This window comes from Tenacibaculum aiptasiae, assembly GCF_008806755.1.
Lineage (GTDB): Bacteria > Bacteroidota > Bacteroidia > Flavobacteriales > Flavobacteriaceae > Polaribacter > Polaribacter aiptasiae.
The window spans coordinates 151,400-176,967 of record NZ_WAAU01000024.1; the positions used below are offsets into that span (position 1 = coordinate 151,400).

Here is a 25,568-nt window from a genome sequence, read left to right on the forward strand (position 1 = left end):
GTATTTGTGTTAATGTTTCCATTAACATCAGTTACTGTTAAGGTTACTGTATTGGCTCCAATGTTTGTACAATCAAATGAAGTTGTATCTAAACTAATTGATTGGATGCCACAGTTATCGGTTGATCTATTATTTATTTGTGCTGGTGTAATACTTACATTTCCTGTTGCGTCTAATTGAACCGTGATATTTTGTGTTACTACTGTTGGGTTAGTGTTATCTACAGTGCTAAAACTTCCTTCAGCAGAAAATCCTGACCCTGCAAAATTATGATCTATCGCTTGAATTTTAAAAGTGTAATTTTTAGTACAAGCTGCAGGAAATTTATAAGTATAACTAGTACCTTGTCCTGTATTACCGACAGCCGGCAATTTACGCCAACCATCATTTTCTTGTGCCATAGGAGTTTTGGTATAGACTGGAGCCCCTATTGGATTCTCCTTTATATATACATTATAACTTAATCCGTTACTTGGAGTTTGTGCATCTGTACTGGCTGTCCAATTTATAGTAACTTCATTACCATTTACTACGGCAGTAGGATTTGTTGGTGCAGTAGGTGGTGTATTAGAAGTAATCGTATTATTCGTATATATTTTTGAAATGAAAGAAGTAGCAGTAACACCTGAAAATACTATATCTAAATCGCCATCATTATCATAATCGCCCCAAACACCATCACTCACTGCTATTTGAGTTAGATTATCTGCAGCAGCTACTTGAGTGAAAACACCTGCGTTATTATTATATATTTTAGTATTTATACTTCCTGTTAGTAATACATCTAAATCTCCGTCGTTATCATAATCGCCCCAAGCCACTGAACCTTCCTGTTGACCCCTCACATGTGGAGTTGGAAGCTCTGTAAAACTACCACCATTATTTGTGTATATTTTTGTAACATCGGCACTTCCTGTAAACCCAGACATTAATATATCTAAATCTCCATCGTTATCATAATCGCCCCAAGCTACAGAGCTGTAAGATATCCCTATTAAATTGGCTGAAGTAAGTTCTGTAAATGTACCATTATTGTTAGTATATATTTTAGAGATATCCAAGCTCCCTGTATATCCGGTAAGTAATATATCTAAATCTCCATCATTATCATAATCTCCCCAGGCAACAGCACCACTATTTACCCCAATTAAATTGGCTGTAGTCAATTCTGTAAAAGTTCCTGCATCATTTGTGTATATTTTTGATATTGACGAACGTCCAATACCACCAGCTAACAATATATCTAAATCGCCATCATTATCATAATCTCCCCAAGCGACATCTCCAACAATTCCCTGTAGATTAGCTGTGGCTAGTTCAGTAAAAACACCTCCATTATTCGTATAGATTTTTGTTATATAGGTATTCCCCACACCAAAACCAGTTAAGAGTATATCTAAGTCTCCATCATTATCATAATCGCCCCATGCTGAAGCCCCATATTGTACTCCTTCTAAATTAGCAGAAGTCAATTCTGTAAAAGTACCTCCACTATTTGTATAGATTTTTGAAACTGGGTCTAAAGCTACACCAATAGATTTTTTACCTGTTATTAATAAATCTAAATCTCCATCATTATCATAATCTCCCCAAGCTAAATCACTTTGATAAACATCAATTATATTTGCTGTTGTATGTTCGGTAAATACCTGTTGTACGGTTACCTTAGCTGTTTTAGCATTAGAGTTTCCGTTGATATCGGTTACTGTAAGTGTTACGGTATTATCTCCTAAAGTAGTAATATCAAATATATTGGGACTTAATAACATAGACTGAATACCACAGTTATCCGACGAACCATTATCTACCTGTGCTGCTGTTACATTTGCATATCCTGTAGCATCTAATGATACTGTGATATTTTTGGTTTCTGTTATTGGATTTACGACATCAACAATTCGAAAATTTCCTTCTGTAGAAAAAGGAGATCCAGCAAAGCTATGATCAATGGCTTGCACCTTAAAGACGTAATTTTTGGTACACTCTTCTGAGAAACTATAAGTATAACTGGTACCTTGTCCTACATTACCCATAGCTGGTAGTTTACGCCATCCATCATTTTCTTGTGCCATAGGAGTTGTTATATATTCTGGAGTTCCTACTGGATTCTCTTTTATATATACGTTATAACTTAATCCACTGCTTGGTGTTTCTGCATCTGTACTGGCAGTCCAGTTTAGAGTTACTTCATTACCGTTTACGACAGCAGTTGGATTGGTTGGTGCTGTTGGTGGTGTATTTGCTGTAACGGTATTATTAGTATATATTTTTGAAAAGGTTACTGTATCTGCAGTATGAGATCCTGTCACTAAAATATCTAAATCTCCATCATTATCGTAATCACCCCAAGCTACAGAACCATATTGTCCTCCTTGCATATTTGAAGTAGCTAATTCTGTAAAAACTCCATTAGTATTGTTATAAACTTTAGTAATAGGAGTACTACCACTTACTCCAAAAAGTAATACATCTAAATCTCCATCATTATCATAATCTCCCCAAGCTACAGAACCATGTTGTATTCGAGGTAAATTAGCAGTAGTAAGTTCGGTAAAAATACCTGCTGTATTCGTATATATTTTAGAAACAGTAGTACTTCCGTTAAGCCCTGTTAACAAAATATCCAAATCTCCATCATTGTCATAATCGCCCCAGGCTGCAGAACTATAGGATACTGCTGTTAAATTTGCCGTAGCCAATTCTGTAAAAACGCCATTGTTATTGGTATAAATTATAGAATGATCGATACTTCCATCATAACCAGTCAATAATACATCCAAATCCCCATCATTATCATAATCTCCCCAGGCAGCAAAGCTGTCATCAAGATCTAATAAATTTGCTGTAGTTAATTCCGTAAATACGCCATCATTATTCGTGTATATTTTTGAGATTCCTCCTGTCATTAAAATATCTAAATCCCCATCGTTATCATAATCGCCCCAAACAACTGAACCTCTACCAATTACAGGTAAATTGGCTGCGGTATGTTCCGTAAAAGTACCATTAGTATTTGTATAGATTTTTGTTATCGCAAATAACCCACCTGCTAATAAAATATCTAAATCGCCATCATTATCATAATCTCCCCAAGCTGCTGAACCTGCACCTGGTAAATTGGTAGAGGTAAGCTCAGTAAAAACTCCGTTGGTATTGGTATATATTTTAGAAAATGTATTGTTGGATACATTTGATTCTCCACCGGTTATCAATATATCCAAATCGCCATCATTATCATAATCTCCCCAAACAGCTGAGCTAAGTCGAAGCCCAGTTAAATTTGCAGTATTGAGTTCGGTAAAAGTTTGAGAATAGGTATAAAAACTAATTAATAATAGTAGGAGTAGTAATAGTTTTTTCATTGTATTAAGAGGTGTTTATATTATATAGGTTATAAACATTGTACAAGTAAAAAACTAAACACCCTATTTTGTGGAAAGAAGTTTTCATGAAATAAAACTTATTCTTTTTAATTTCACTACAACTCCATACAAATCAGTATATCTAACTAGGAATCAGACTAAAAAAACTTCAATTTTCTAATCGAAAGCCACCATAAATCTTTCTTATTTTATTAAAAACAGGATTTTCCCCCTTTTTTTTGAAAGGTTTTTCATGTGTACTTCTTGTTTTTTTATTTTAGATTCAGACACTAAACAATCAATACAAATTTTTACGTATGAAAATATAGAAAAACACTTTTAACCAACATTAACAATTGTCCCTCATGAATCTATCAACCATCAAAACGCCAGGAGTATACATTAATGAAATAAATACTATTCCTAGCTCTGTAGTACCCGTTGCTACATCAGTACCAGCATTTATTGGATATACTCCACAAGCTATGTATCAAGGGAAATCGTACACCAACGTCCCGACAAAAATTTCATCATTTGCTGAATTTCAAGCGATTTTTTGTTTACCAACACCACCGTCTTCGGTGAATCCTGCTAAGCAATACAATCCGCAATATTATTTAGTAAAGCAAGAAAATCAACCAAGCTCCAGTAATCATATAATGATTGCTAACGACTATTATGCCATTGTGCCTGATCCAAACACCATTTATTATTTATACAATAGTATTAAGTTGTTTTTTGATAATGGTGGAAGCAATGCTTATATCGTATCTGTTGGTTCTTATGGAGCAACCTCTGGAAAGGCTGCTCAAATTGGCAATCAAATTGTAAATCCCAATGTTCAAATTGACGATTTAACTAAAGGGTTAGCCTTATTGGAAAAAGAGCAAGAACCAACCATGTACATTTGCCCTGAAGCAACATTGCTTTCTGTAGAAAACAATGCTACTTTAATGCAAGAAATGTTATCACAAGCTTCAAAAAAGCAAACTGCCATTTGTATTTTTGATATTATTGGAGGTAAAACACCTCATCCGAATACTTACATCGAAGATATTACAGCTTTTAGAAATGCAACTGGAAGTACTGGTTTAGATTATGGAGCTGCTTACTATCCTTTTGTAGAAACAACTGTTCAGAAAACCAACGACATTAATTACACGAATTTATTTGGTGGAGATTTGAACAAATTACAAGAGATTTTAAGCCCTGAAAATAATCCAAACGAATCTGTTAATGCTATCATTAACACTATTCAAACTACATCTAGTGAACATGCTCTAACTGCACATCAATACAACAGCTTATTAATAGCCGCAAGTCCTATTTATAGTACTATTATGACATATATACTGTCTGATGCTAATTTATTACCTCCAAGTGGTGGAATGGCAGGAGTAATTACCAGAACCGACAATCAATTAGGTCCATGGAAAGCTCCAGCAAATGTTGCTATGAACGATGTTATTAACTTACCTATAAACTTAACTAATGCTCAACAAGAAGTTTTAAATGTTGATATTGTTTCTGGAAAATCTATTAATGCAATTCGTTTTTTTAATAGAGCTGGAATTTTGGTTTGGGGAGCTAAAACATTAGACGGTAATAGCCCAGACTGGAAATATCTATCGGTAAGAAGAACCGTTATATTTTTAGAGCAATCTTGTAAAGTAGCTGCTATGGCTTATGTTTTTGAGCCTAACGATTATGGCACTTGGGAATCTGTAAAATCTATGATTAGTAGTTTTTTATATGGAATTTGGAAACAAGGAGGATTGCAAGGTGCAACTCCTGAAGAAGCTTTTTCTGTTGAATGCGGCTTAGGCAGCACAATGACTACTGAAGATATTCTTAATGGAATTATGAAGGTATCGATAACCGTTGCCCCAATAAGACCTGCAGAATTTATTGTATTTACATTTCAACAAAAAATGGCAAGTTCTATTTAAAGAAGAACTTTTATTAAAACAAAAATTTATTTTTACTGAAAGCAAAGTATTATTTTAATTAAATGACAAGTAACATTTTAGTTATATGCAAAAATTTAATTTCCCTTATAAGCAAAGTGTTATCTTCATTAAAAACAAAATTTACCTATAAATTTAAATAGGAATCATTAAAATATAAAGCTTACAAAAAATAAGTAAAAAGGCTGCTATAAAACGGGGTTAGCAGCCTTTTTTTTGTAGCAATGAAGCCACGAGGTAAATAAAGGAGTTTTTCAATTTACTACCCTTCCTTAATTTAATGCTATTATCATATAATATGATTTAAATTGTACTACCCGAAATACTTATTGTATAACAAAAAACAGCAATATTGAATTCATATATCTACCTCACATTTAAAACTAATTCAGAGTTGTTTATATAACTTACTTAAAAGCTTGTCCTAATCTTTAAATCTTACAATAGAAAATCAACAAATTATCATAAACAAACACTGTATTCTAAATTAATCTGGAGCTAAATTAAATAAGACTATAGCATTTACATACTCAAAAGTAACCAACGGTCGTTTTAAGTAATAAACGGTAGATATTTGTAATAAACGGTAAAATTCGTAATGATTACAATTGGATTTTATAGGTAATTGAAGTAATTATTCATAAACGACTTCTACTTCATCTGTTAAAGGAATACTTTGACAACTTAGTACATATCCTTCTTTTACTTCTTTATCGGTTAATGCTAAGTTCTTTTTCATATGGACTTTTCCTTTTTTCACCTTGCATTTACAAGTAGAACAAACTCCTCCCTCGCATGAATAAGGCGGCTCATGATTATCGTTTAATAATGCTTTTAAAATGGTTTTCCCTTTTGGTATGGTATTTTCTATCTTTTTACCTTTCAAATAAGTTACCAAACTAGCATTTTCTACAGCTTCAATTTCATTAATAGCGCTTCCTCCTCCAAAACTCTCTACAAAAATTCGATCAAAAGGAACATCTATATTTTCCAGACCTTTAATTGTATTATCAATCATTGTTCCTGGTCCGCAAACATAATATTCTGCATTCTGAGCATAGGGTGGATATTCGTTTATAAACCATTCTATACTTGCTGCATCTATTCTTCCTTTTCTAAATTTATTACTAGATGTTTTCCATAAATCACTCCAACTACTTTTAGGTCTACTTAAAGTTTGAACCAAAAAAAATCGATCTTTATATGTTTCTTCAAGCTGTTTTAACTCTTCCTCAAACATAATAGTTTCCTGACTCCTATTTCCATAAATCATATACACATAGCTTCTTTCTTCTGTATATAAAACTGTTTTTAAAATAGATAAGACTGGAGTAATTCCACTTCCTGCTGCAAATAAATAATAGGTTTTATAATTTTCTTTTTTTACCTCTGCATAAAAGCGTCCATCGGGAGGTAATACTTCAATATAATCCCCTACTTTAACCTCATCATTAATATGATTAGAAACTAAACCATCTTTTACTCTTTTCACCCCTATTCGTAAAGGCTCTTCCCTTGCTGGTGAACTACATAAAGAATAAGATCGACGAACCTGTTCTCCTTTTAAATTAAACTGTAAGGTTATATACTGACCAGGCTTATAGTTAAATATTTCATACAATTCATATGGAACATCAAAAGATACCGAAACTGCTTCTTTGGTTTCGTTCTTTACATCAATAACTTTTAAAGAATATGGTTTATTCATCATTCAACTTTGAAAATTCTTTTTGCAAAAATTTGTACTGGATAACTCTCTGCATATTCTCCTTCAATCCTTACCTTTTCTCCAACCTCTACACGCACATAATTATCTTCTAAATTTGGAATACTAATAGTACATGTATACAAACCTCCTTTTTTATCTTCTAAAGTAGCTGTATACCCATCTTTACCATTTTCAATTTTGGTAACAGTAAGCAACGGTAACTTAGATGCTTCTTCTTTTTTTACCGAACTACAGGCAGTAAGCAACACCAATAACAGTATGTATATTTTTTTCATTTCGTATGTATTTTTAATCAAAAGCTCCGTGCTTTTTCATCCATTTTTTTACTTCTTCCTGAAAACGCATAACGGCATACTCTCCTCTTTGTGCCCTTGCTCCTACACTAAACATAGGTGATTTTAATGATTTTTGTTGCTGCTCGCAAGCATACACATCTTCTTGCATAAAATCTCCTGATGCCATAGGATCACTCGCATCTCCTTCATATTTCCCTTTATTACCATAATGAAGCCAAACCTTACTCATAGACGATTTTGTATACTGTTTGGTAAATTCCCATTCACTTGCATTCTCCATTTTCGAACGAATTACTACCAAAGTCCTATCAGCTGCTAAAGGAATTGCATGAAAAGTATTCCACGCTGCCTCTCCTTCTGTAATTCCAATATTAGGAAATAACCAAGGCACATAAGCACCTATTTTTTCTCTTGGAACACTACTTATTAAAGGTTGTGGCGATGCATTATCAACATCTGCTAAATAATCTGGAACCAACGGCTCATAAAACCAATAATGAGGCCCTTTCCAACCAAACTCTGCATTGGCATGATCGTACATATTTAATGTTCCTTCATGCAAATGTGCTAGGTGATAATGATCTATATAATTTTCAACAATAATTTTCCAGTTTGCTTTGATCTCTTTGGTATAAAATGCTTCCCCTTCTTTTTCTTGATACTCTACCAACTCTTCAGGAATATGAGGACCTAAATAAGGTTCTACTTCCCCAAAAAACTCCATAATACTAGGCGCATTCTTTTCTGGATGCACAAATAACATACCTTTAAAAATATCTACAGAAGCCTCGTGTAAATTCAATTCGCAATCGTGTAATTCTTTACTACACAAATCAGGAAACTCTTCTTCTTTTTTAGGTACACTAATTAACTTTCCTTCTAAATCATAGGTCCAATCGTGATAGGGACATGTAATTGCTTTTTGTGCCTTTCCTACGGCTCTTAATAATTGTGTTCCTCTATGACGACACATATTGTGAAAAGCTCTTAACCGATGATCGCGACCTTTTACAATAAAAATATTATTGAGTCCTGCTTGAACAGAAATATAATCCCCTGGGTTAGCCACATCTTCTATCAATCCGGCAAATTGCCATGTAGTACTAAATAAAGTTTTCATTTCTAAATCAAACCATTCTTGAGATGTATATGCTTCTATTGGCAATGCATGCATCATATTTCCTGTGGCTGAATTATTATTTTTTGATGTTGAACTCATACTTCTAATAATTTTTAATATTTAATACTACAAATTCATTTTTTACTAAAATCTCTTTCATAACTAACCGTTTACTTTTTCTTTTTTCTTTTCCAAGTTTCCTTATAGGGCTGACCTTCAACAGTCATTAATGCCTCTAGCTTATCTTTATTTTTTAATGTAAAAATTACTTCATAATACGAACCTCCTGGTAAATACATTTTTCCATTGATGTATTTCTTTCCTTTCTTTTCTACATCTGTTAAAAAATAGTCCTTTTTTTCATTATTTCCTTTGTATTCATTTTTACCATCATTGTAGTAATGGATTTTCCCAAAGAACTTTCCTTTATATTCAACAACCTCATATTCTGCTTCATAATATTGATTCTTAACTGTCCAAGTTCCAACAATCTCGTCATTATTTTGAGCACACGAAATCAATGTAATCAAACATAAAAAGGTTAATAATAGCTGTTTCATTTTTTAATAATTTATAGTGTTCCAAAATAATTATATAAAGTAGCTATTTCAACTACAGATAAGATTACGACTAGTAAAATATAATCTTTCCATGAAAAAGGGTTATCATATGTAAAATAGTCTATTGCAGTCCATAAAACAATTAATACTACCCACGTTATAAAAGAACCTGTTTGATAATATTGTAATCCAAAATAAGTTAGAATGGACACTATTAGTGTTAAAAATAATTTCATAATTTCTTCTTTTTAATTATTCTCTTTTGGCATCCAATCTGGGGGTTTAATAAATACCAACATTTTATTTTTGAATCCTTTTACCTCTCCTAGCTTTCTATTTAATCTAGTGAGTCCATGAAAAAATACTTTTATAGGATTAACACTATTTAAAGGCTCTGAAATACCATACACTACCTTTTCTTCTTCTGGTTCAAACGTTCCTAACATTCTGTCCCAAATAATTAATATTCCTGCATAGTTTTTGTCCCAATACTGTTTATTTGAACCATGATGAACTCTATGATGTGAAGGCGTATTAAATATCAGTTCTATAGGCTTTATTAATTTACCAATTATTTCTGTATGAAGCAAAGTTTGAAACACTTGTACAAATACTTCTGATAACAAAACTAAAATCGGATCGAAACCAAGCATTACAATTGGCAATGAAAAAACAATAGGCATTATTGCATCTAAAGGTCCAAATCTGTACGCTACAGACATATTAAAATGTGGCGAACTGTGATGTACTGTATGTGTAGCCCAACCTATTCCTATTCTATGCATTGTTCTATGCTCCCAGTAATAAGCAAAATCGGCCAATAACACACAAGCTATAATTGTTGCCCAATTAACATCTAAATGCGGTAAACTTAAATTATTATATACCCAATAATACAGCTTAGTAATTGCTAAAATTCCTAAAATTATTTCTATTAAAAAGAAACCTCCAAAGGTTAGTACATTGGCAACACTATCTAATATTAAATCTTTAGTTAATCTTCTTAAAAAAGCATACCTAATAAGCTCTATTAAAAAGAAAGGAACTATTATATACACCAAACTTAAATCGTTAAAAACATAGAACCAATATTCTACACTTTCCCACTGTAAAGTATCTGAAAAAAATGATATAACACTCGAACTTCCGTCTATATTATAGTTATAATAGAAGTAATGAGCAAAACCTGTTATAATTGCTATAACGAGTAAACTCCTGATTAATAATGTTGAATTTTTCATGTTGTTTAAATTTACTACAAAATTGGACAAAACAACACTGAATCCTTTTGATTTAGGTCAAAATATCCAAATAATTTAAAATAGAAAATAACGCTAAAAACGACCATATAATAACCATTGTCCAATACAATCTTGGCGATTCTTCTAACGATACTTCCTCTACAAAATGTATTTTTTTACTACTTAACACATTAACCAGCCCCATAATAATAAAAAATGCCCAAAACCAATTCCACTCAAAAAGCACTGCCAAAATCAATAAAAACAATGCTATAATCGTTTTCCACTTTCTCATACTTTTGATATTGTATACAAGTTAACTTTACTCTTTTTACCTCGCAATAAAATATCTCCTAAGACTTTTGTTAAATAAGGATTCTTAACATTTAAATCGGACAATAAATTTTCTGAGATTAAAACTGGTACATTATACGTATTACACTCTGCCTGAATTCTAGCAGATGTATTTATAACGTCTCCATGATATGCCAATTCTTTTTTTATAGTCCCAACCTCGGCCACCATTAAAGTACCTCCATGTAAACCTGCTTTAAACTCTGGAACTTCATTATATTTTTGATTGTAATAATCTTTTTTTGACTGTAATTTTTGTTGAAATTCAAAGAACAATGACACACAATTGTTATTCGCCAATCCCTTTTTATATTCCCAATTCAATACTGCTTCATCTCCTACATATTGATAAATCTCAGCTTCGTATTTAGGTACTAATTCGTTTAAGTCGTAAAAACAATCTTGAATAAATTGACTATATTTCAAGTGTCCTAACTTTTCTGCTATAGGTGTAGAATTTTTCAAATCTAAGAACATAAATATTCGTTTTTCTTCTTGTGGACTTTTATACTTACCTAATAACATTTTAAGGAAAACACCTGGACCTAATTTTTCTGTCGCCATTTTTAGAATAGAAAATACCAATGATGAACAAACAAAAAATAACACTGTTACCCAAAATGTTTTACTCTTTACCCACCAACCTTTTTTTATGACTGGAATTTCTAAATTATTGTCGTACTGATAATACTTTCGAATTATGGAAACACAAATAATTAAAACTATGAAATAGATAAATGTTTTGGATAAAATTTGAAACCACAATGCTGTTCGCTTTGACACGTAGGTATCAAATACAAATTCAATTAATGAATAAAAAACACCTATAGAAGCCCCTAAAAATGCTGCATACTGTAAAGCTATATAAAAAGGAATATTTGTTTTGTCTATTAAAGGTAATCCTTCATCTTCCCCTATTCCATAAAAGCGAATTGTAATGAATAGCATGTATGTAATAGTCCAATAAAATACTGATTGTCCTAATAAATTCAGGTATGTTCTTAAGTTCCTGCTCAATTTTTAAATATTTTTTAGCCTTGTACTAATTTCTTGCAAACGAATTATTTGTTGAAATATAATAGGAAGCATAAACACACCTCCTGAAAACTCTAAAACATAAGTAAGCACCGAAAAAATCCCACCAGCTGTAGCATTTACAGCACTTGCAGAAGCATACAATGCATAAATTGCTAGTATAAACAATACAATTTCGATGATTGAAAAATTAACTGTTTCTAAATCGCTCATTTTCACCAACCATTTTGTTATTTTCTTAAAATGATTAAAAATACCTGTACGTTCACGAGTTTCTAACACATTTATTCGATGCTCTAATTCATCGTTTAAACCTATGTTATAGTTATAAATACGTTTGGTGCTAAAGGTATAAATTAAAATGATAATGATAATAGTTAACAAGCATCCACCAAAAATCCACAAATCAAACAATGCTAACATTATCAAAGCTCCCACAACACTAATTGCCGATGTGAATGCCTGAGTAACATCGTGTTCAAAAAAGTCTACTAACTCTTTTACCAAAGCACTTCTTGCTGCTATAGCAGATACTTCAATCCCCTTTTTATTTTGTGTTTCAGCAATTTCCGAAGCTACATTTGTATATATAAAAGTATAGGCACGAGTATCGTAATACCTACGTATGGTACCAATAACAAAACCTATCAAATACAAGCCTGTAAACAACCACAGCCCTTTGTTACTTCCATTAATTAAATCGTTAATAGCAATACCTAAAACCAAAGGTTGTAGTACTTTAGATATATTTTCTAAAATTAGTAGTAAAAAAGTAAACGAAATTTTCCACTTATATCTCTTAAAAATAGCACCAATAGAAAAATCACTCATAACTAATAAGTATATCCTGAATAATCTATTACTAAAGTTGACAAAGAAAATAACGCCATAAGAATCCAGCTAATAATAATTATCCAATATGTTTTAGGATTTTCTTTTTTTGATATCGGCTCTATAAAGTAAGTTATCCCAGAAAAGAGGTCGGGAATAACCCAGAACATAAACAAAACTCCCCAAGCCCATTCCCAATTCATAAATATAGCAATGTACATTAGTACTAGAGCAATTAGAGTTCTCCATTTAATAGTTTTCTTCATTCTTAAATATAAAAAAGAAATTTTAAATAGAAATACCGAATCTTCTTAACATCTTCTTCTCCATGTTCCAAAAGAAATTAAATTGTCCAAAAAGCCATCCATACAAAACTAAAAAAACTTGATAGCATATAAAACTTAATAGTATAAACAATGGATAGTAAATAACTGCATGCATATTTTCTAAGGTTATTCCTACTGCTTTTAAAACTGGGCGCCCAACAGTTATCGAAGTTGAACCTGTTATTGAAAAAACTATAAATATTATAATTAAATCTCTTGGTTTATCAATATTCCAACGTAACATTAATTTTTTCATCCTAAATAAATTTTGTTCAAATCTACACTGGCATCTTTGGTTTTGGTTTGACTTAAATCAAAAACACCTCTTTATGATGATTTTGACATAGGTCAAAAATCTTTCTTACAAACCTTCTCAATTTTGTCTCCGTAATTATTCAGAATTAAAATGAAGAGATATTTATTTGGTTTATTAATTTTTCTAATTGGGTGTTCTACTCAAATAGATGAGCGAATTTTAGGTATCTGGGATGTTCAAAGTTCTTTTTATAAGGCCACTTATAAAATAGAGAAACAAGCTAACAAACTTGTTGGTAAAGTTATTTATTATAACGACGACACTACAATTATTAGAGAAACTGGTACCGATAAAGACATCTTTTTAAACAATTTAACCTATAAGGACGACACTTTTGTTGATGCCATTTCAGGAGCTACACAAACGAATTCTGACAATCTTAAGATTAAAATTAAACACAAAGACACATTAGAAGTTACAAGCTATATCATGCACAAGCCTCTAATTGAAATTTGGGTAAGAAAACAATAACAAAAACTAAATTATGAAAAAAAGACACATCCTTTTCGGGTTATGTATAACACTTGCTCTTGCAAGTTGTGAAGATGCAATTAGAGATATTACAGGAGGAACAACTCCAACACCTAATCCTAATCCTCAACCTGTAGCAGAAGTTATTCCTGCCGATATTAATACTGATGGTTTTGATTTTTTTGAAAAAATGCAAGGTCATTGGGTAGGTAGTAATAGAGTTATTGCCGATGATTATGCTTGGTTTGCATGGGATTACAGAGCCATTTCAAAATCACATATTCACGGTATTCATGAAGGTGGTTCTTTAGGAAACCTACTTACTTCATTTTTTGTAACAAATTACAAAGGTAAAAGAACTATCATGGGGCGTAATGGTGGACTATTAAGTGGTATTTATAGAACTAGTTATTTTGTTTTAGACAAAGTAGAAGACAGAAATTCTGAAGGTAAATATTATCGTTTTGTAGATGCCATTGGTAATAAAAACATTATGTCATTTGAACTACGTTTTAAAAATGACAGTTTATACTTTAACTCATACACAAGTAATTTAGGAAGTAGAATTCCAACACGTCATATGACTTTCAAAGGAAAGAAAATGCATATGGAATTAGCTCAAGCTGCTGCAAGTGCTACTAATTATCCTCAAAATGCTATTGACGATGGGTTAGATTTTGCTGATGGTTTTAAAGCAGAAAATTTATATGTAAAACAAGGGGAAAAGAACGCAACATCTGCAACATTTTTAGCACAACAAGCTAATAATGATGTTTATGAATTAGCACCTCAATCTGGAGATCCATACCAAATTACTGACCATCCTAGACTAGGTACTTTAACTGTTAATTTAACTAGAAACAATCAAATTACTGATACTAATTTATTGGTATATCTCTCAAGAGACCCATTAACTGACAATAATGGTTATTTAACTTCAAACACTGACGCTTTTGATACTTTACTACATTTTCCAAACTTAGAAAACAAAGAAGACACATTCTTATTTACCTATCTACATCCTGGAGAATATTACTTAACTGTTATTGCTGATAAGAATGGTGATGGTGCTCCAAATCAAGGTGATATTTTAAGCATTAGTAAAAAAATTACCGTAGCACCATTAGAAAACAAAACAGAAAACGTAACCAATATTGATGTTCAAAATTAAAAAGATGAAAAAAGTATTTTATATCTCAATCGTAGCTTTAATGGTTAGTTGTACAAAAGCAGAAATACCATTACCTAATGTTATTGACAGAACAGTAACTTACACTAAAGATATACAACCTATTATTTACAATAATTGTTTGACCTGTCACAGTTCTGTAAACCCAAGAAAAGGATTAATCTTAGAAACATACGAGCAAGTTAAAAACTCTGCCCAGTTTGGAACTCTAATCGCCAGAATGAACGATGCAGCAAGCCCAATGCCTCAAAGTGGACTTGTTACTGCTGAAAAAAGAGCGCTTATTGATAAATGGAAAGCTGATGGCTTTTTAGAATAATTCAACTTGTTTCAAAATACAAAACGTAATTACATGAAAAAAATAATTATCCTAGCAATTATATTGCTTAGTCAATCAATTGCTGCTCAAAAATATTTTACTAGAACTGGTAGCACACATTTTAAAGCTTCTGTAGAAGCATTTGAACCTGTTGAAGCTACTAATAATAGCTCTACAGCTATTTTAAAAACCAATACTGGCGATATTGCTGCCCAACTATTTATTACTGCTTTTAAATTTAAAGTTGCTTTAATGCAAGAGCATTTTAATGAAAACTATATGGACAGCGATCAATACCCTAAAGCTACTTTTAGAGGAAAATTAGAAGGGTTTTCTTTAGAAAATTTATCAAGTTCAAAAGAGTTTCCGTTAAAAGGAACTATTACGGTTCGTGGAAAAAAGAAAAAAGTAAGCACTACTGCCAAGGTTGTTTTAAAAAACAATAAAATTATGTTAAGCTCTAAATTCTTTGTACAACCTCAAGATTTTGGTATTAAAATACCAAGTATTGTTCGCAAGAAAATAGCTGAGCAAATAAACATTTCTATAGCTTATGAATTGGTTGAAAAGAAATAAGTTTTTGGTTGCACTCTTCATTTTGCTTATAGGAGGATATTCAGCATACAAGTACGCTTATAAACCTCATAAAACAATTGAAGAGCTAAATGTAGATTTTGAAGGAAGCTCGACAGTTTTTTTACAAAAAGTAAGTCAGAATTTTTCTGAATGGAACACAAAAGTTGTACAACTGTCTGGCAAAGTAACTGCTATTGATGAAAACGGTATCTCCTTAGAAAATCAAATCTACTGCCAGTTAAAGAATACTGATGCTAGACTTTCCATAAAAGAAAATGACAACATACAAATTAAAGGTCGTGTTATAGGATACGATGATTTATTAGACGAATTAAAATTAGAACAATGCATATTAAAATAAAATACATCATAACTTTTTTAATTGTTTTTACATCTATAAAAACTTTTGCTCAAGACGATTTATTAGATGAATTAGACAATGAAACTAAAAATGAAAAACTATTTGCTCTACCTGCTTTTAAAGCAATGCAAATTGGAAACTTACAATCTACTAAAATTGCAGACAAAGGTGATTTATACTTAATTGTTGCTCATCGTTTTGGTTCTTTAAAAGATGGTGTTGATGAGTTTTTTGGATTAGATCAAGCAAACACTAAAATTCAATTAGCTTATAGCTTTTGGGAAGGAGTTCAATTAAGTTTAAGTAGAGATAGTTTTGAAAAAACTTATTCCGGTACTGCAAAAGTTCGTTTTACAAAGCAATCAAGCAAGTTTCCATTAAACTTAGTAGGGTATGCTAGTGCGGATATAAATTCTGAATTAAAAAAGGAAAAATATCCTAATTTAAAATTTGGTGATCGTATGAGTTATACTTTTCAATTACTTGCTTCACGAAGAGTTTCTAAGAACTTATCTCTCGAAATTGCTCCTTCGTTTGTTCGTCAAAACTTACAAGACCACACTGTTACTGGTGGTAATACACACAATCAATTTTTAATGGGTGTTGGAGGTCGATTAAAAGTAAGTAAACGTATGAGTGTTAACTTAGATTATGCTCACAATTTTAGTAGAAACAAAAATTCTATTTATAAAAATCCTTTAACATTGGGAATTGATATTGAAACAGGGGGTCATGTTTTTCAACTATTATTTTCCAACGCAAGGGCAAGCAACGACAGCGCTTTCTTAACAAAGGCTGAAGGGGATTGGACCAAAGGGGATATTTCTTTTGGGTTTAATGTTGTAAGAGTTTTTTAATCTCATAGAACTCAGCTCTTGTTAGGCTTTCTTTTAAATAAGGAAGCCTATTTTATTTTCCACGAATTCTACTTAATGTTTCTTGACTAATTCCTAACATTGAAGCTATATGTCCTAAATTAGCTATTTGAATTATCTTAGGGTATGCTTTAATTAATAACTCATACTTTTCTTTTGCTGTTAAGAAATAATACCCTTTATAAAAATCGTCAATTAACCCGATTTGTTCTTCCATTATTAAACGTCCAAAACGTTCTAACTTAGGGTATTTCTGATATAACTCCTGCCAATCATCATAAGAAATAGCTATTACCTTAGCATCATTAGTAACTTCAATATATTCTGAAGAAGGTTTTCTTAAAATATAACTATGCCAAGAAGTAAACATTGAATTTTCTGGATAAACCCAATTCGTTATGTCTTTTCCTTTTAAATACAAATAAGCTCTTACTGTTCCTTCAGTTAAAAAATATAAATATTTACAAGTCTTTCCTTCTTCGACCAATAAATCATTTTTAAGGTACTCTTTTTCCACGGCAACACTTTTTATTGCCGCTTCAATTTCTTCTGAAATAAAAATGTGTTGTTTAATAAAATCAATAAAACTCTGCATGAAACAAAATTAAGAAATACTTCGTAAAATACTCCCATTTATGTATTTACAAACATTCTAAACTAATCAAATACTTCTAACTATTCTTGTTTTAATAATTTTTCTCTGTAGGCTGCTTTTTGTATTTGTGCTCTTCTTGCTACTGATGGCTTCGTAAACTGTTTACGCTCTCTTAATTCTTGTAAAATTTTTACATTTCTAAATTTACGTTTATATCGTTTTAAAGCTCTATCAATATTCTCGCCTTCTTTTACTATTATTTTTAACATATATCTAATTTATTTATGGGTTAATACTCCAATAACCTTATCAGTTTAGGGCTATTGATATAATGACTTACTCTCTTAATTAAAAATTCTAATAAAAATGCTTTACTTAAAGAAAACTATGAATACCTGAGGGGCTTCAGAAAAATAGTATTATAGATGTGTAGATTTTCTCCTTATTACGGATAGAATATTAATATCTCTACAAGATACTATTTATTCTCCTGTTTTACAAGGAATAACAAAATAAAAAAGACCAATCGTTGATTGGTCTTTTTATTAGATAGTTTCTCCTAACTCTTTAAGTTTGGAAGTATTTTCTGCTAGCATTAATTCGTCTATAATTTTCTGAATATCTCCATTAACAATATTAGATAAATCATATAACGTTAATCCAATTCTATGATCGGTTACACGACCTTGTGGATAATTGTATGTTCTAATTTTTGCTGAACGGTCTCCCGATGTTACCATAGAACCACGTTTAGCTGCATCAGCCTCTTGTTTCTTTGCTAACTCTAAATCGTATAAACGAGAACGTAATACTTTAAATGCTTTTTCTTTATTTTTATGTTGCGACTTTTGGTCTTGACACTGCGCTACTAATCCTGTAGGTATGTGTGTTAAACGTACCGCCGAGTAAGTTGTATTTACTGACTGACCTCCTGGTCCTGAAGAACAGAAATAATCAATACGAACATCTTTTGGATTAATTTCAACATCAAACTCTTCTGCTTCTGGGAAAACCATACAAGTTGCTGCCGAAGTATGCACACGTCCTTGTGTTTCTGTTTGTGGTACACGTTGTACACGGTGTACTCCTGCTTCAAACTTTAAAGTTCCATATACATCTTCTCCTGAAACTTCAAATTGGATTTCTTTAAACCCTCCATTGGTTCCTTCAGAAAAATCTACTGTAGATACTTTCCAACCTTTACCTTCACAGTACTTCGTATACATTCTAAATAAATCTCCAGCAAAAATACTTGCTTCATCTCCTCCTGTACCTGCACGTAATTCTACTACAGCATTTTTACCATCTTCTGGATCTTTTGGTATTAGCAAAAACTTAATTTCTTCTTCCAATTGTGGAATTCTAACTTTTGCATCATCCATTTCCATTTTAGCCATTTCTACCATTTCTGCATCACTTCCATCAGAAATAATTTCTTTAGCTTCTTCTATGGTATCTAAAAGACCTTTGTACTCATCTGCTTTTTTAACAACCTTTCCTAAGTCTTTGTATTCTTTATTTAATTGCACATAACGCTTCTGATCAGAAATAACATCTGGTTGAATGATTAAATCTGAAACCTCATCAAAACGTTGCTTAACTATCTGTAATTTATCTAGCATTGTATCTTTTCTTGGGGTGCGAATTTACGATTTTTTATCGAATTTTATCTCTATCTTTATGTCTTTTAAGAGCAAAAATATGCGTTACTATCTAATTATACTTTTTTCTATTCTACTTTTTTCTTGTCAAAAAGAAACCCAAAAACCTAATTGGCTACAAGGAAAATGGCAACGTTTAAACGAAAAACCTACCAAAACAACTTTTGAGTTTTGGAATAAAGATCTAACCGGAATTGGTTTTACGCTACAAGAAAACGATACCGTTTTTAAAGAAACTATGAGCATTGTTTCTATTCAAAATATCTTGCATTTAAAAATTGTAGGTGTGAATGAGCAACCTACGTTATTTAAATTTACACAACAAACTGATTCTTCTTTTATATCTGAAAATGAACAAAATGAATTTCCTAAAAAAATTAATTACTATATGGACGGTCAGCAATTGAAATGTAAAATTTCCAACGATGAATTTTCTATTGATTTTATATTCAATAAAATAGAATAACCAACCTAGATTCAATATCACTATTGAAAAACTGTGTTAGTTTTATTGCATAAAAAAGCCTTAGAATTCTCTAAGGCTTTTTTATTTGTTTTATTTTAATATTCAAATGTTCCGTATTCGCTTTTGATAGTTAGCTTCTTTTTATCTGAAGCCTCTACCTTTCCAACTATTTGCGCATTTACATTGTATGATTTTGAAATTGCTATAATTTCTTCTGCGACTTCTTCAGACACATACAATTCCATTCTATGCCCACAGTTAAACACCTGATACATTTCTTTCCAGTCTGTCTTTGATTGTTCTTGAATCAACTTAAACAATGGTGGTATTGGAAACATATTGTCTTTTACTATATGCAACTCATCTACAAAATGTAAAATTTTAGTTTGCGCTCCTCCTGAACAATGTATCATTCCATGTACTTTATCTGAAGAAAACTTTGATAATATTTCTTTTATTATTGGCGCATAAGTTCTTGTAGGTGACAAAACTAATTTCCCAGCATCTATTGGCGAGTTCTCAACCTCATCGGTAAGCTTTGTGTTTCCTGAATACACTAATTCTTCTGGTACCGAAGCATCAAAACTTTCTGGATATTTCTCAGCTAAATATTTATGAAATACATCATGACGAGCTGATGTTAGTCCATTAGACCCCATTCCACCATTATATTCTTTTTCATAAGTTGCTTGTCCAAAAGATTCCAAACCTACAATAACATCTCCTGCTTTTATATTGGCATTATCAATTACATCGGCACGTTTCATTCTTGCCGTTACAGTAGAATCAACAATAATTGTACGAACTAAATCTCCTACATCTGCGGTTTCTCCTCCTGTTGAGTGAATTGTTACTCCAAAATCTTTTAGTTCAGAAATTAATTCTTCTGTCCCGTTGATTATTGCCGATAAAACTTCTCCTGGAATATTACTTTTATTACGTCCTATTGTAGAAGATAACATGATATTGTCAGTTGCTCCTACACATAATAAATCGTCAATATTCATTATTAATGCATCTTGTGCAATTCCTTTCCAAACAGAAATATCTCCTGTTTCTTTCCAATACATATATGCTAATGACGATTTTGTTCCTGCTCCATCTGCATGCATAATTAAGCAGTAATCATCGTCGTTCGTTAAATAATCTGGAACAATTTTACAAAATGCCTTTGGGAACAATCCTTTATCAATATTCTTAATAGCATTATGAACATCTTCTTTAGATGCCGATACTCCGCGTTGTGCGTAGCGTTTAGATATTTCGTTACTCATTTGTTGTGTTGTTGTTACTGCAAAGTTAGTTTTTCTTAATTTCATATCAAGAAAAAAGCGAACGTTTTTTAACGTTCGCTTTTTAATTTTGAGTTAGTTATATAACATTATTCCCAATCTGGCATTATAGCATTTGCAAACACCATTCTACGTTCTATATTTCCTACTAAGTTAGTTCTCATAATATTTTTTTGTGAAATTCCATCGTTAGATGTATTTACAAAAATAACTTCTGCTTCATTTGGTGAAAATCGTGGATCCAAATCATTTGTTCCACTTTCCTTTTCAACATTTGAAATATCTGTAAAACTCATATCTGTAAAATCGTAAATAAACAATCTGGTATCTAATTGCCTGTAATTTGTAGCCTGATGATTTGAAATATCTCTTGTAAACAATAATTTATTTCCTGATGCTGACAAATTGATTCCTCCCATAGCTCCAACAACTCCTGATATTACAGTATTCAACACATTCCCATTCATATCAATAATCAGTATTGCTCCATCATATCCATTTGCATTATTGGTTTTTATAGCTATTTTAGTTCCATCACTACTCCAATCGCACTCCGTTATTAAACTTCCATCTGTCGTTTCATAAATACTTTGTAAGCCGCTACCATCTTTATTTATTGAATATAATTTATCAAAATTAGAATATACCAATTTACTTCCATCTGGCGACCATGAAAAATCCATTTCGTTTAAATTAAAACCAGCTACTGGGACTGTTGACGTTACTTTTTGAACATCATTTCCATTGGTTTTCATTGTATAAATATGTGCTTCATTATTATCTATCCTTAAAAAAGCTATCAAATTCGCTACGTTACTTTTTCTTGGTCTCCATGAATTCAAATTAGGATCGGTTAATTGAACCGTATTTGAAACTTCATTGTTGGTTTCATTAAAACTTGATGAATAAATTACATTATTTCCACCTTCATTTTTCACATAAAAATATCGATTTCCTGGATCTTCTTTTACCGTAAACGACCGAATACTACTTACTACTTCTGCATTTATTCCATCCGTTACTTCTATACTCCAAAAATACTTTCCTCCATATTTCAAATTTGACAATAGATATTTTTTCTCTTTTATATCTGTAATTCTGGTTACATCGTTATTAAAATCATTTCTAAGTTCTAACACATAAGTTAACTCATCTTCCTCAGGATCTGTCGATTCCCATGTTAACTCTACTTCGTTTGGTAAATCTTCTGCTCCATCAGTAGGCGTTAATAATTCTGGTTTTGTTGGTGGCTTATTTAACGCTGTTGATATTTCTAACTCTAACACTACATTAACTACAGCTTCCACAGTTACTGTAGCTCCTTCAAACTTATCTAAATATCCTTCTTTAGTTGCTTGCACTGAATACTCTTGTACTTCTATTCTTTCAAATTTAAAATTCCCTTCCGCATCTGTAAACGTTGTATTATTTGTAGGCGACAAGGTTATTTTCACATTTTCTAAAGGCACAAAACCATCCTTTTTTACAACTTTCCCTGTTAAATCTCCATACTCTATCAATCCTATAGTACCATCTTCTCCACACTGAATAAAAACAAGTGTTATTAATAGCAAGCTTATTATTTTTATTACTTTTCTCATCTAAATTTCTTTTAAAAATAGACATTAATACCTGCACCAAAACGCCATACTAAATCGTTTTTCTCACCAACTATTTGTCTATCTAAGTTATCACTTAGCAACATGTTGTATTCTCCATTTACAAAAAGTCCAACCTTGTTTGTAATTAAATATTCTACTCCAAGTCCTCCCTGGAATTTAAAAAAAGTATCTTCTAAATTTTCTCTTGATATGGACCCTATTCCACCATAGATATAAGGTGTAAATCTTTCATAAGGCAAGATTGTATATTCAAAATTAAGTCCTGAAGTTATAAATGTTTCATGAAAAGTTCTCTTATTATCTAATTCAAACCTCCCTAAGGTTACCCAAAAATTAAATTTGGGATCTTCAAACATATATTTAAATTTTAAATCGAATCCAAACTGATAAGTTGGACTAGCGTAATCTCCACTGATTCTTGAAGCGCCCAAACTTGCTCCTACTGCAAATTTCTCTCTTCTTTTTTCTTCTTTTCTATTAAACAGCTTTGTATTTTGAGCCTCTTCTTTTTCTTTTTTATAAACTTCCTTTATATAATTTATAGCCGGCTTTCCTCCTTTAGGCTGCCATATCCCATCTACTATTCCTTCTACTATTAATAAATCAACTGCCTTATCTATTGCTTCTTTTACCGCTAACTGAGAAGGTTCATTTTTTGTTACTCCAGTTTCAGCTTCCAATAGTCTTCTTAAGGAAACATAGCGATATAAGTTTGCTGATATTCCTTGAGAAAGTATTGTTTTCGAAACATAAACATTCTTTAAAATTTCTCCTGTTGAAGTAGAAACAATTCTTAAATAAACAGTTATTCGATCCTGACGATATTGATTTGATGCACCTACACCAAAATAACGCAGACCAGAGCCTCCTGTTATTATATTAGAATCATACGAAACAACCCCACCTTCTATAATTGTACCTGCAAAGAGTAATGGTGGCATAGTTACCTTCTTTCCATTTGCATACTCTTGCCTTGTATTTCTAATTATTTGACGCTCATTTAAAAGGTTCCCTATATTTTCTCTTTCTATAGGTCTAAACCAACCCGACTCTTCCAATGATTTTAATAAAATTGTTGTACCTCCTTGTGTTACTGCAGTACTGAATGTAGATCCATTTTGTACAGGCTTGTATTGCCCTGTTTGATCTCGAAATTTATAAACTCCTACAATAATTTTATTCGCTGGTAAAAAACTTTTAGCTAAGGCTTCTGGAGATGTATTTTCTCCTATTCTTGCTTTAGTTTGTACTAATGGTTGATTAAAATAAGTTCCGCAGCTTGTTAATACACATAATATTAACATGTAAATTATACTTATACATTTTTTCATAGTTATTTTTAGTTACCGTTAGGGATTGTAATTTGCGTCTGTTCACCTGTAGTAACATTAAGTATACTTACATTTAAACCATTAGTACCTGGTGTAATTTCTACCACCAAGTCTCCAAAAGTGTAGGTACCTACTGTTAAATTCGTATTCCCTAATTGTTGTTGAAACAAACTTTGCGATAAAGAACTCAACAGTCTATTATTTAAACTATTAGTGAAATTTTCTAAATTAGTTGGCACATCTCTTTGATTATCATCCTCCTCGGTAAAATCGTTTTGTGCTGTTACCGATGCTATAATTTGCTGATAATTAAAAGTATCTCCTCCAAAAAAAGGACTTATTGGGCGGTAAACTAAATCTTGTGAATACACAAAACTTGTTATAAAAAACAAAATAAACAGTAATTTTTTCTTCATAATAATATTTTAATTGGGTTAAATTTTATTTTGGAAAGTTGTTTTCCTTGTTTGGTTATATCTTCTTAGTTTCCTCATTGCATACACTACATTAGACTTTAAATAATCTTCTGTAGGTCTTGCGAAAAACTCATGCACCTTCTTTCCATCTACCTCTACCGATATCATACTACTTCGACCAAGCGCTGGTTTTTCAACTATCTTTATAATAAAGGGGTAATTTTTACCTGTTACTAAATACTCTTTATAAAAAAAATCATGATAATCTTTACCTATTCTTGTAATTGCTTCATCAATTACAATTCCCCTAATTAGGTATTGTTGTTCACTAACTTTTTGTTTTCTTTTTACAGTTTTAATTTTTTGCCCTAAAAACAATGTATCTCGATGTATTAATTTATCTTCATACTTAATGAATAAATACACTCTCAACTCCTCTCCTTTTTTCATATTTATTTTTATAGTAGACAACTGTTTTTCTTCCCTCGGTTTCAAAGAAAAATCTTCTGTTTGATTACTTTTAGAATAATTCCCAGAAATCCCTTTTTTTAGAGCTACAAAATTGTAATTAAGCTTATCTATAAAAAACGCTTCTTCATTTACTACCAGAGCTCTTAATGTTAAAAAATCGTCTACTTTAATTAAATTTATTTTTCCTTTTACATTTCGTTTACCGAATTCTTGAGAATACACATAAGACAAACAAAAACAACTAATTAAAACTAAAAACAAATTTTTCCTTTTCATCTCCTTTCAACTTATTTATTAAACACTAATAATTAATTACACTCATTCTTGCACCTCCAAACTGTGCTATTTTTAGGTTTTTAAATATTGAATTTGTTCCTTGAATCCTCAACGAATTTTCATTTCCCGTTTGCAAAATTCCTAAGTCTATAGACATGGTATTTCTATAATTTATAAACTGGTAATTATTCCTATCACCTATTTGATAAACCTTGTGTTTCCCTAATGAAGCTCTATCGTCTATTTTTGCTATATTTTCATCACCTATTTGCTTCAACGAAATTGTACTTATTACTTCTTTTGACTTTGTTTTAAAATCATAGGAGAAATCACCAACTATATTTAAATTATTTAATTGTAACTCTTCATTCGAAAAATAACTTGGTAGTTTCTCATCTTGCCCTTGAACAGCAGTAGCAAGAATCATAAACATAAAAGCAAAAACTACTCTCTTAAATGTTAACATTTTTCTTTTTTTATAAATTATATAAAATATGGAGTGAGAAAATA

At 31.4% G+C, this 25,568-nt stretch carries 29 protein-coding genes; 8 read left to right on the forward strand and 21 right to left on the reverse strand.

What is annotated here, in order from left to right:
• On the reverse strand, positions 1-3,362 hold a 3,362-nt coding region (locus tag F7018_RS12365), incomplete at its 3' end, for a beta strand repeat-containing protein (RefSeq protein ID WP_150900373.1).
• 365 nt (positions 3,363-3,727) lie between these two features.
• Here F7018_RS12365 and F7018_RS12370 point away from each other — a divergent pair.
• Positions 3,728-5,311 carry a phage tail sheath family protein gene (locus F7018_RS12370; protein ID WP_150900374.1) on the forward strand — a complete coding sequence of 528 codons (1,584 nt, stop codon included), beginning with the start codon at positions 3,728-3,730 and terminating at the stop codon, positions 5,309-5,311.
• A 652-nt stretch (positions 5,312-5,963) separates the two neighbouring features.
• Here F7018_RS12370 and F7018_RS12375 read toward each other — a convergent pair.
• The 11 genes from F7018_RS12375 to F7018_RS12425 form a co-directional block, all read right to left on the reverse strand.
• Positions 5,964-7,037 (reverse strand): ferredoxin--NADP reductase, encoded by a 1,074-nt coding sequence (locus tag F7018_RS12375; RefSeq protein ID WP_175578728.1) that lies wholly within the window; start codon positions 7,035-7,037, stop codon positions 5,964-5,966.
• The gene (locus F7018_RS12380) at positions 7,037-7,333 is read right to left on the reverse strand and encodes a hypothetical protein (RefSeq protein ID WP_150900376.1); all 297 of its coding nucleotides are present in this window, start codon (positions 7,331-7,333) and stop codon (positions 7,037-7,039) included. The genes F7018_RS12375 and F7018_RS12380 overlap by 1 nt, the downstream gene beginning before the upstream one ends.
• Positions 7,334-7,346: 13 nt before the next feature.
• Positions 7,347-8,573 carry an aromatic ring-hydroxylating oxygenase subunit alpha gene (locus F7018_RS12385; RefSeq protein WP_217701378.1) on the reverse strand — a complete coding sequence of 409 codons (1,227 nt, stop codon included), beginning with the start codon at positions 8,571-8,573 and terminating at the stop codon, positions 7,347-7,349.
• Positions 8,574-8,644: 71 nt separating this feature from the next.
• The gene (locus F7018_RS12390) at positions 8,645-9,034 is read right to left on the reverse strand and encodes a DUF2147 domain-containing protein (RefSeq protein WP_150900377.1); all 390 of its coding nucleotides are present in this window, start codon (positions 9,032-9,034) and stop codon (positions 8,645-8,647) included.
• Between the two features lie 11 nt (positions 9,035-9,045).
• Entirely contained in the window at positions 9,046-9,270 is a 225-nt protein-coding gene (locus F7018_RS12395) for a hypothetical protein (protein WP_150900378.1), read from the reverse strand.
• Positions 9,271-9,282: 12 nt separating this feature from the next.
• Positions 9,283-10,275 carry a sterol desaturase family protein gene (locus tag F7018_RS12400; RefSeq protein WP_150900379.1) on the reverse strand — a complete coding sequence of 331 codons (993 nt, stop codon included), beginning with the start codon at positions 10,273-10,275 and terminating at the stop codon, positions 9,283-9,285.
• 52 nt (positions 10,276-10,327) lie between these two features.
• The gene (locus F7018_RS12405) at positions 10,328-10,570 is read right to left on the reverse strand and encodes a hypothetical protein (protein WP_150900380.1); all 243 of its coding nucleotides are present in this window, start codon (positions 10,568-10,570) and stop codon (positions 10,328-10,330) included.
• On the reverse strand, positions 10,567-11,646 hold the full coding sequence (locus F7018_RS12410) for an adenylate/guanylate cyclase domain-containing protein (RefSeq protein WP_150900381.1): 1,080 nt from the start codon (positions 11,644-11,646) through the stop codon (positions 10,567-10,569). The genes F7018_RS12405 and F7018_RS12410 overlap by 4 nt, the downstream gene beginning before the upstream one ends.
• A gap of 3 nt (positions 11,647-11,649) precedes the next feature.
• Positions 11,650-12,495, reverse strand: coding sequence for an ABC transporter six-transmembrane domain-containing protein (locus F7018_RS12415; protein ID WP_150900382.1), 846 nt, complete (start codon positions 12,493-12,495; stop codon positions 11,650-11,652).
• A gap of 2 nt (positions 12,496-12,497) precedes the next feature.
• Positions 12,498-12,761 (reverse strand): hypothetical protein, encoded by a 264-nt coding sequence (locus tag F7018_RS12420; RefSeq protein ID WP_150900383.1) that lies wholly within the window; start codon positions 12,759-12,761, stop codon positions 12,498-12,500.
• 22 nt (positions 12,762-12,783) lie between these two features.
• Positions 12,784-13,077 carry a DUF6787 family protein gene (locus F7018_RS12425; protein ID WP_150900384.1) on the reverse strand — a complete coding sequence of 98 codons (294 nt, stop codon included), beginning with the start codon at positions 13,075-13,077 and terminating at the stop codon, positions 12,784-12,786.
• 150 nt (positions 13,078-13,227) lie between these two features.
• On the opposite strand from F7018_RS12425, the gene F7018_RS12430 reads away from it, so the two are divergent.
• From F7018_RS12430 to F7018_RS12455, 6 genes are read left to right on the forward strand one after another with little or no spacing between them, the layout of a single operon-like run.
• Positions 13,228-13,608, forward strand: a complete 381-nt coding sequence (locus F7018_RS12430) for a DUF2147 domain-containing protein (RefSeq protein ID WP_150900385.1) — start codon at positions 13,228-13,230, stop codon at positions 13,606-13,608.
• Positions 13,609-13,621: 13 nt separating this feature from the next.
• The gene (locus F7018_RS12435; protein ID WP_150900386.1) at positions 13,622-14,779 is read left to right on the forward strand and encodes a hypothetical protein; all 1,158 of its coding nucleotides are present in this window, start codon (positions 13,622-13,624) and stop codon (positions 14,777-14,779) included.
• Between the two features lie 4 nt (positions 14,780-14,783).
• Positions 14,784-15,116, forward strand: coding sequence for a hypothetical protein (locus tag F7018_RS12440; protein ID WP_150900387.1), 333 nt, complete (start codon positions 14,784-14,786; stop codon positions 15,114-15,116).
• A 33-nt stretch (positions 15,117-15,149) separates the two neighbouring features.
• A complete protein-coding gene (locus tag F7018_RS12445) occupies positions 15,150-15,692 on the forward strand; it encodes a YceI family protein (RefSeq protein WP_150900388.1) in 543 nt (180 codons plus the stop codon).
• A complete protein-coding gene (locus F7018_RS12450; RefSeq protein WP_150900389.1) occupies positions 15,670-16,053 on the forward strand; it encodes a hypothetical protein in 384 nt (127 codons plus the stop codon). Before F7018_RS12445 ends, F7018_RS12450 begins: the two co-directional genes overlap by 23 nt.
• A complete protein-coding gene (locus F7018_RS12455; RefSeq protein ID WP_150900390.1) occupies positions 16,038-16,910 on the forward strand; it encodes a DUF5777 family beta-barrel protein in 873 nt (290 codons plus the stop codon). The genes F7018_RS12450 and F7018_RS12455 overlap by 16 nt, the downstream gene beginning before the upstream one ends.
• A gap of 52 nt (positions 16,911-16,962) precedes the next feature.
• On the opposite strand, the gene F7018_RS12460 is transcribed toward F7018_RS12455, so the two are convergent.
• The 3 genes from F7018_RS12460 to prfA all read right to left on the reverse strand — a co-directional run bounded on the left by F7018_RS12460 (position 16,963) and on the right by prfA (position 19,145).
• Entirely contained in the window at positions 16,963-17,523 is a 561-nt protein-coding gene (locus F7018_RS12460; protein ID WP_150900391.1) for a Crp/Fnr family transcriptional regulator, read from the reverse strand.
• Between the two features lie 80 nt (positions 17,524-17,603).
• Positions 17,604-17,792 carry a 30S ribosomal protein S21 gene (rpsU, locus tag F7018_RS12465; protein ID WP_150900392.1) on the reverse strand — a complete coding sequence of 63 codons (189 nt, stop codon included), beginning with the start codon at positions 17,790-17,792 and terminating at the stop codon, positions 17,604-17,606.
• A gap of 276 nt (positions 17,793-18,068) precedes the next feature.
• Positions 18,069-19,145: a peptide chain release factor 1 gene (gene prfA / locus F7018_RS12470; RefSeq protein WP_150900393.1), complete on the reverse strand. Its 1,077-nt coding sequence runs from the start codon at positions 19,143-19,145 to the stop codon at positions 18,069-18,071.
• Positions 19,146-19,203: 58 nt separating this feature from the next.
• Here prfA and F7018_RS12475 point away from each other — a divergent pair, with 58 nt between their 5' ends.
• Positions 19,204-19,650 carry a hypothetical protein gene (locus F7018_RS12475; protein ID WP_150900394.1) on the forward strand — a complete coding sequence of 149 codons (447 nt, stop codon included), beginning with the start codon at positions 19,204-19,206 and terminating at the stop codon, positions 19,648-19,650.
• A 95-nt stretch (positions 19,651-19,745) separates the two neighbouring features.
• On the opposite strand, the gene F7018_RS12480 is transcribed toward F7018_RS12475, so the two are convergent.
• From F7018_RS12480 to F7018_RS12505, 6 genes are all read right to left on the reverse strand, one after another.
• A complete protein-coding gene (locus F7018_RS12480; RefSeq protein WP_150900548.1) occupies positions 19,746-20,924 on the reverse strand; it encodes an AIR synthase related protein in 1,179 nt (392 codons plus the stop codon).
• Between the two features lie 107 nt (positions 20,925-21,031).
• Positions 21,032-22,543, reverse strand: a complete 1,512-nt coding sequence (locus F7018_RS12485; RefSeq protein ID WP_150900395.1) for a carboxypeptidase regulatory-like domain-containing protein — start codon at positions 22,541-22,543, stop codon at positions 21,032-21,034.
• 11 nt (positions 22,544-22,554) lie between these two features.
• Positions 22,555-23,868 (reverse strand): CsgG/HfaB family protein, encoded by a 1,314-nt coding sequence (locus F7018_RS12490; protein WP_246175174.1) that lies wholly within the window; start codon positions 23,866-23,868, stop codon positions 22,555-22,557.
• Positions 23,869-23,903: 35 nt separating this feature from the next.
• Entirely contained in the window at positions 23,904-24,311 is a 408-nt protein-coding gene (locus F7018_RS12495; protein WP_150900397.1) for a curli assembly protein CsgF, read from the reverse strand.
• Between the two features lie 18 nt (positions 24,312-24,329).
• On the reverse strand, positions 24,330-25,058 hold the full coding sequence (locus F7018_RS12500; protein WP_150900398.1) for a CsgE family curli-type amyloid fiber assembly protein: 729 nt from the start codon (positions 25,056-25,058) through the stop codon (positions 24,330-24,332).
• Between the two features lie 25 nt (positions 25,059-25,083).
• Positions 25,084-25,524, reverse strand: coding sequence for a hypothetical protein (locus tag F7018_RS12505; protein WP_150900399.1), 441 nt, complete (start codon positions 25,522-25,524; stop codon positions 25,084-25,086).
• Positions 25,525-25,568: the final 44 nt, after the last annotated feature.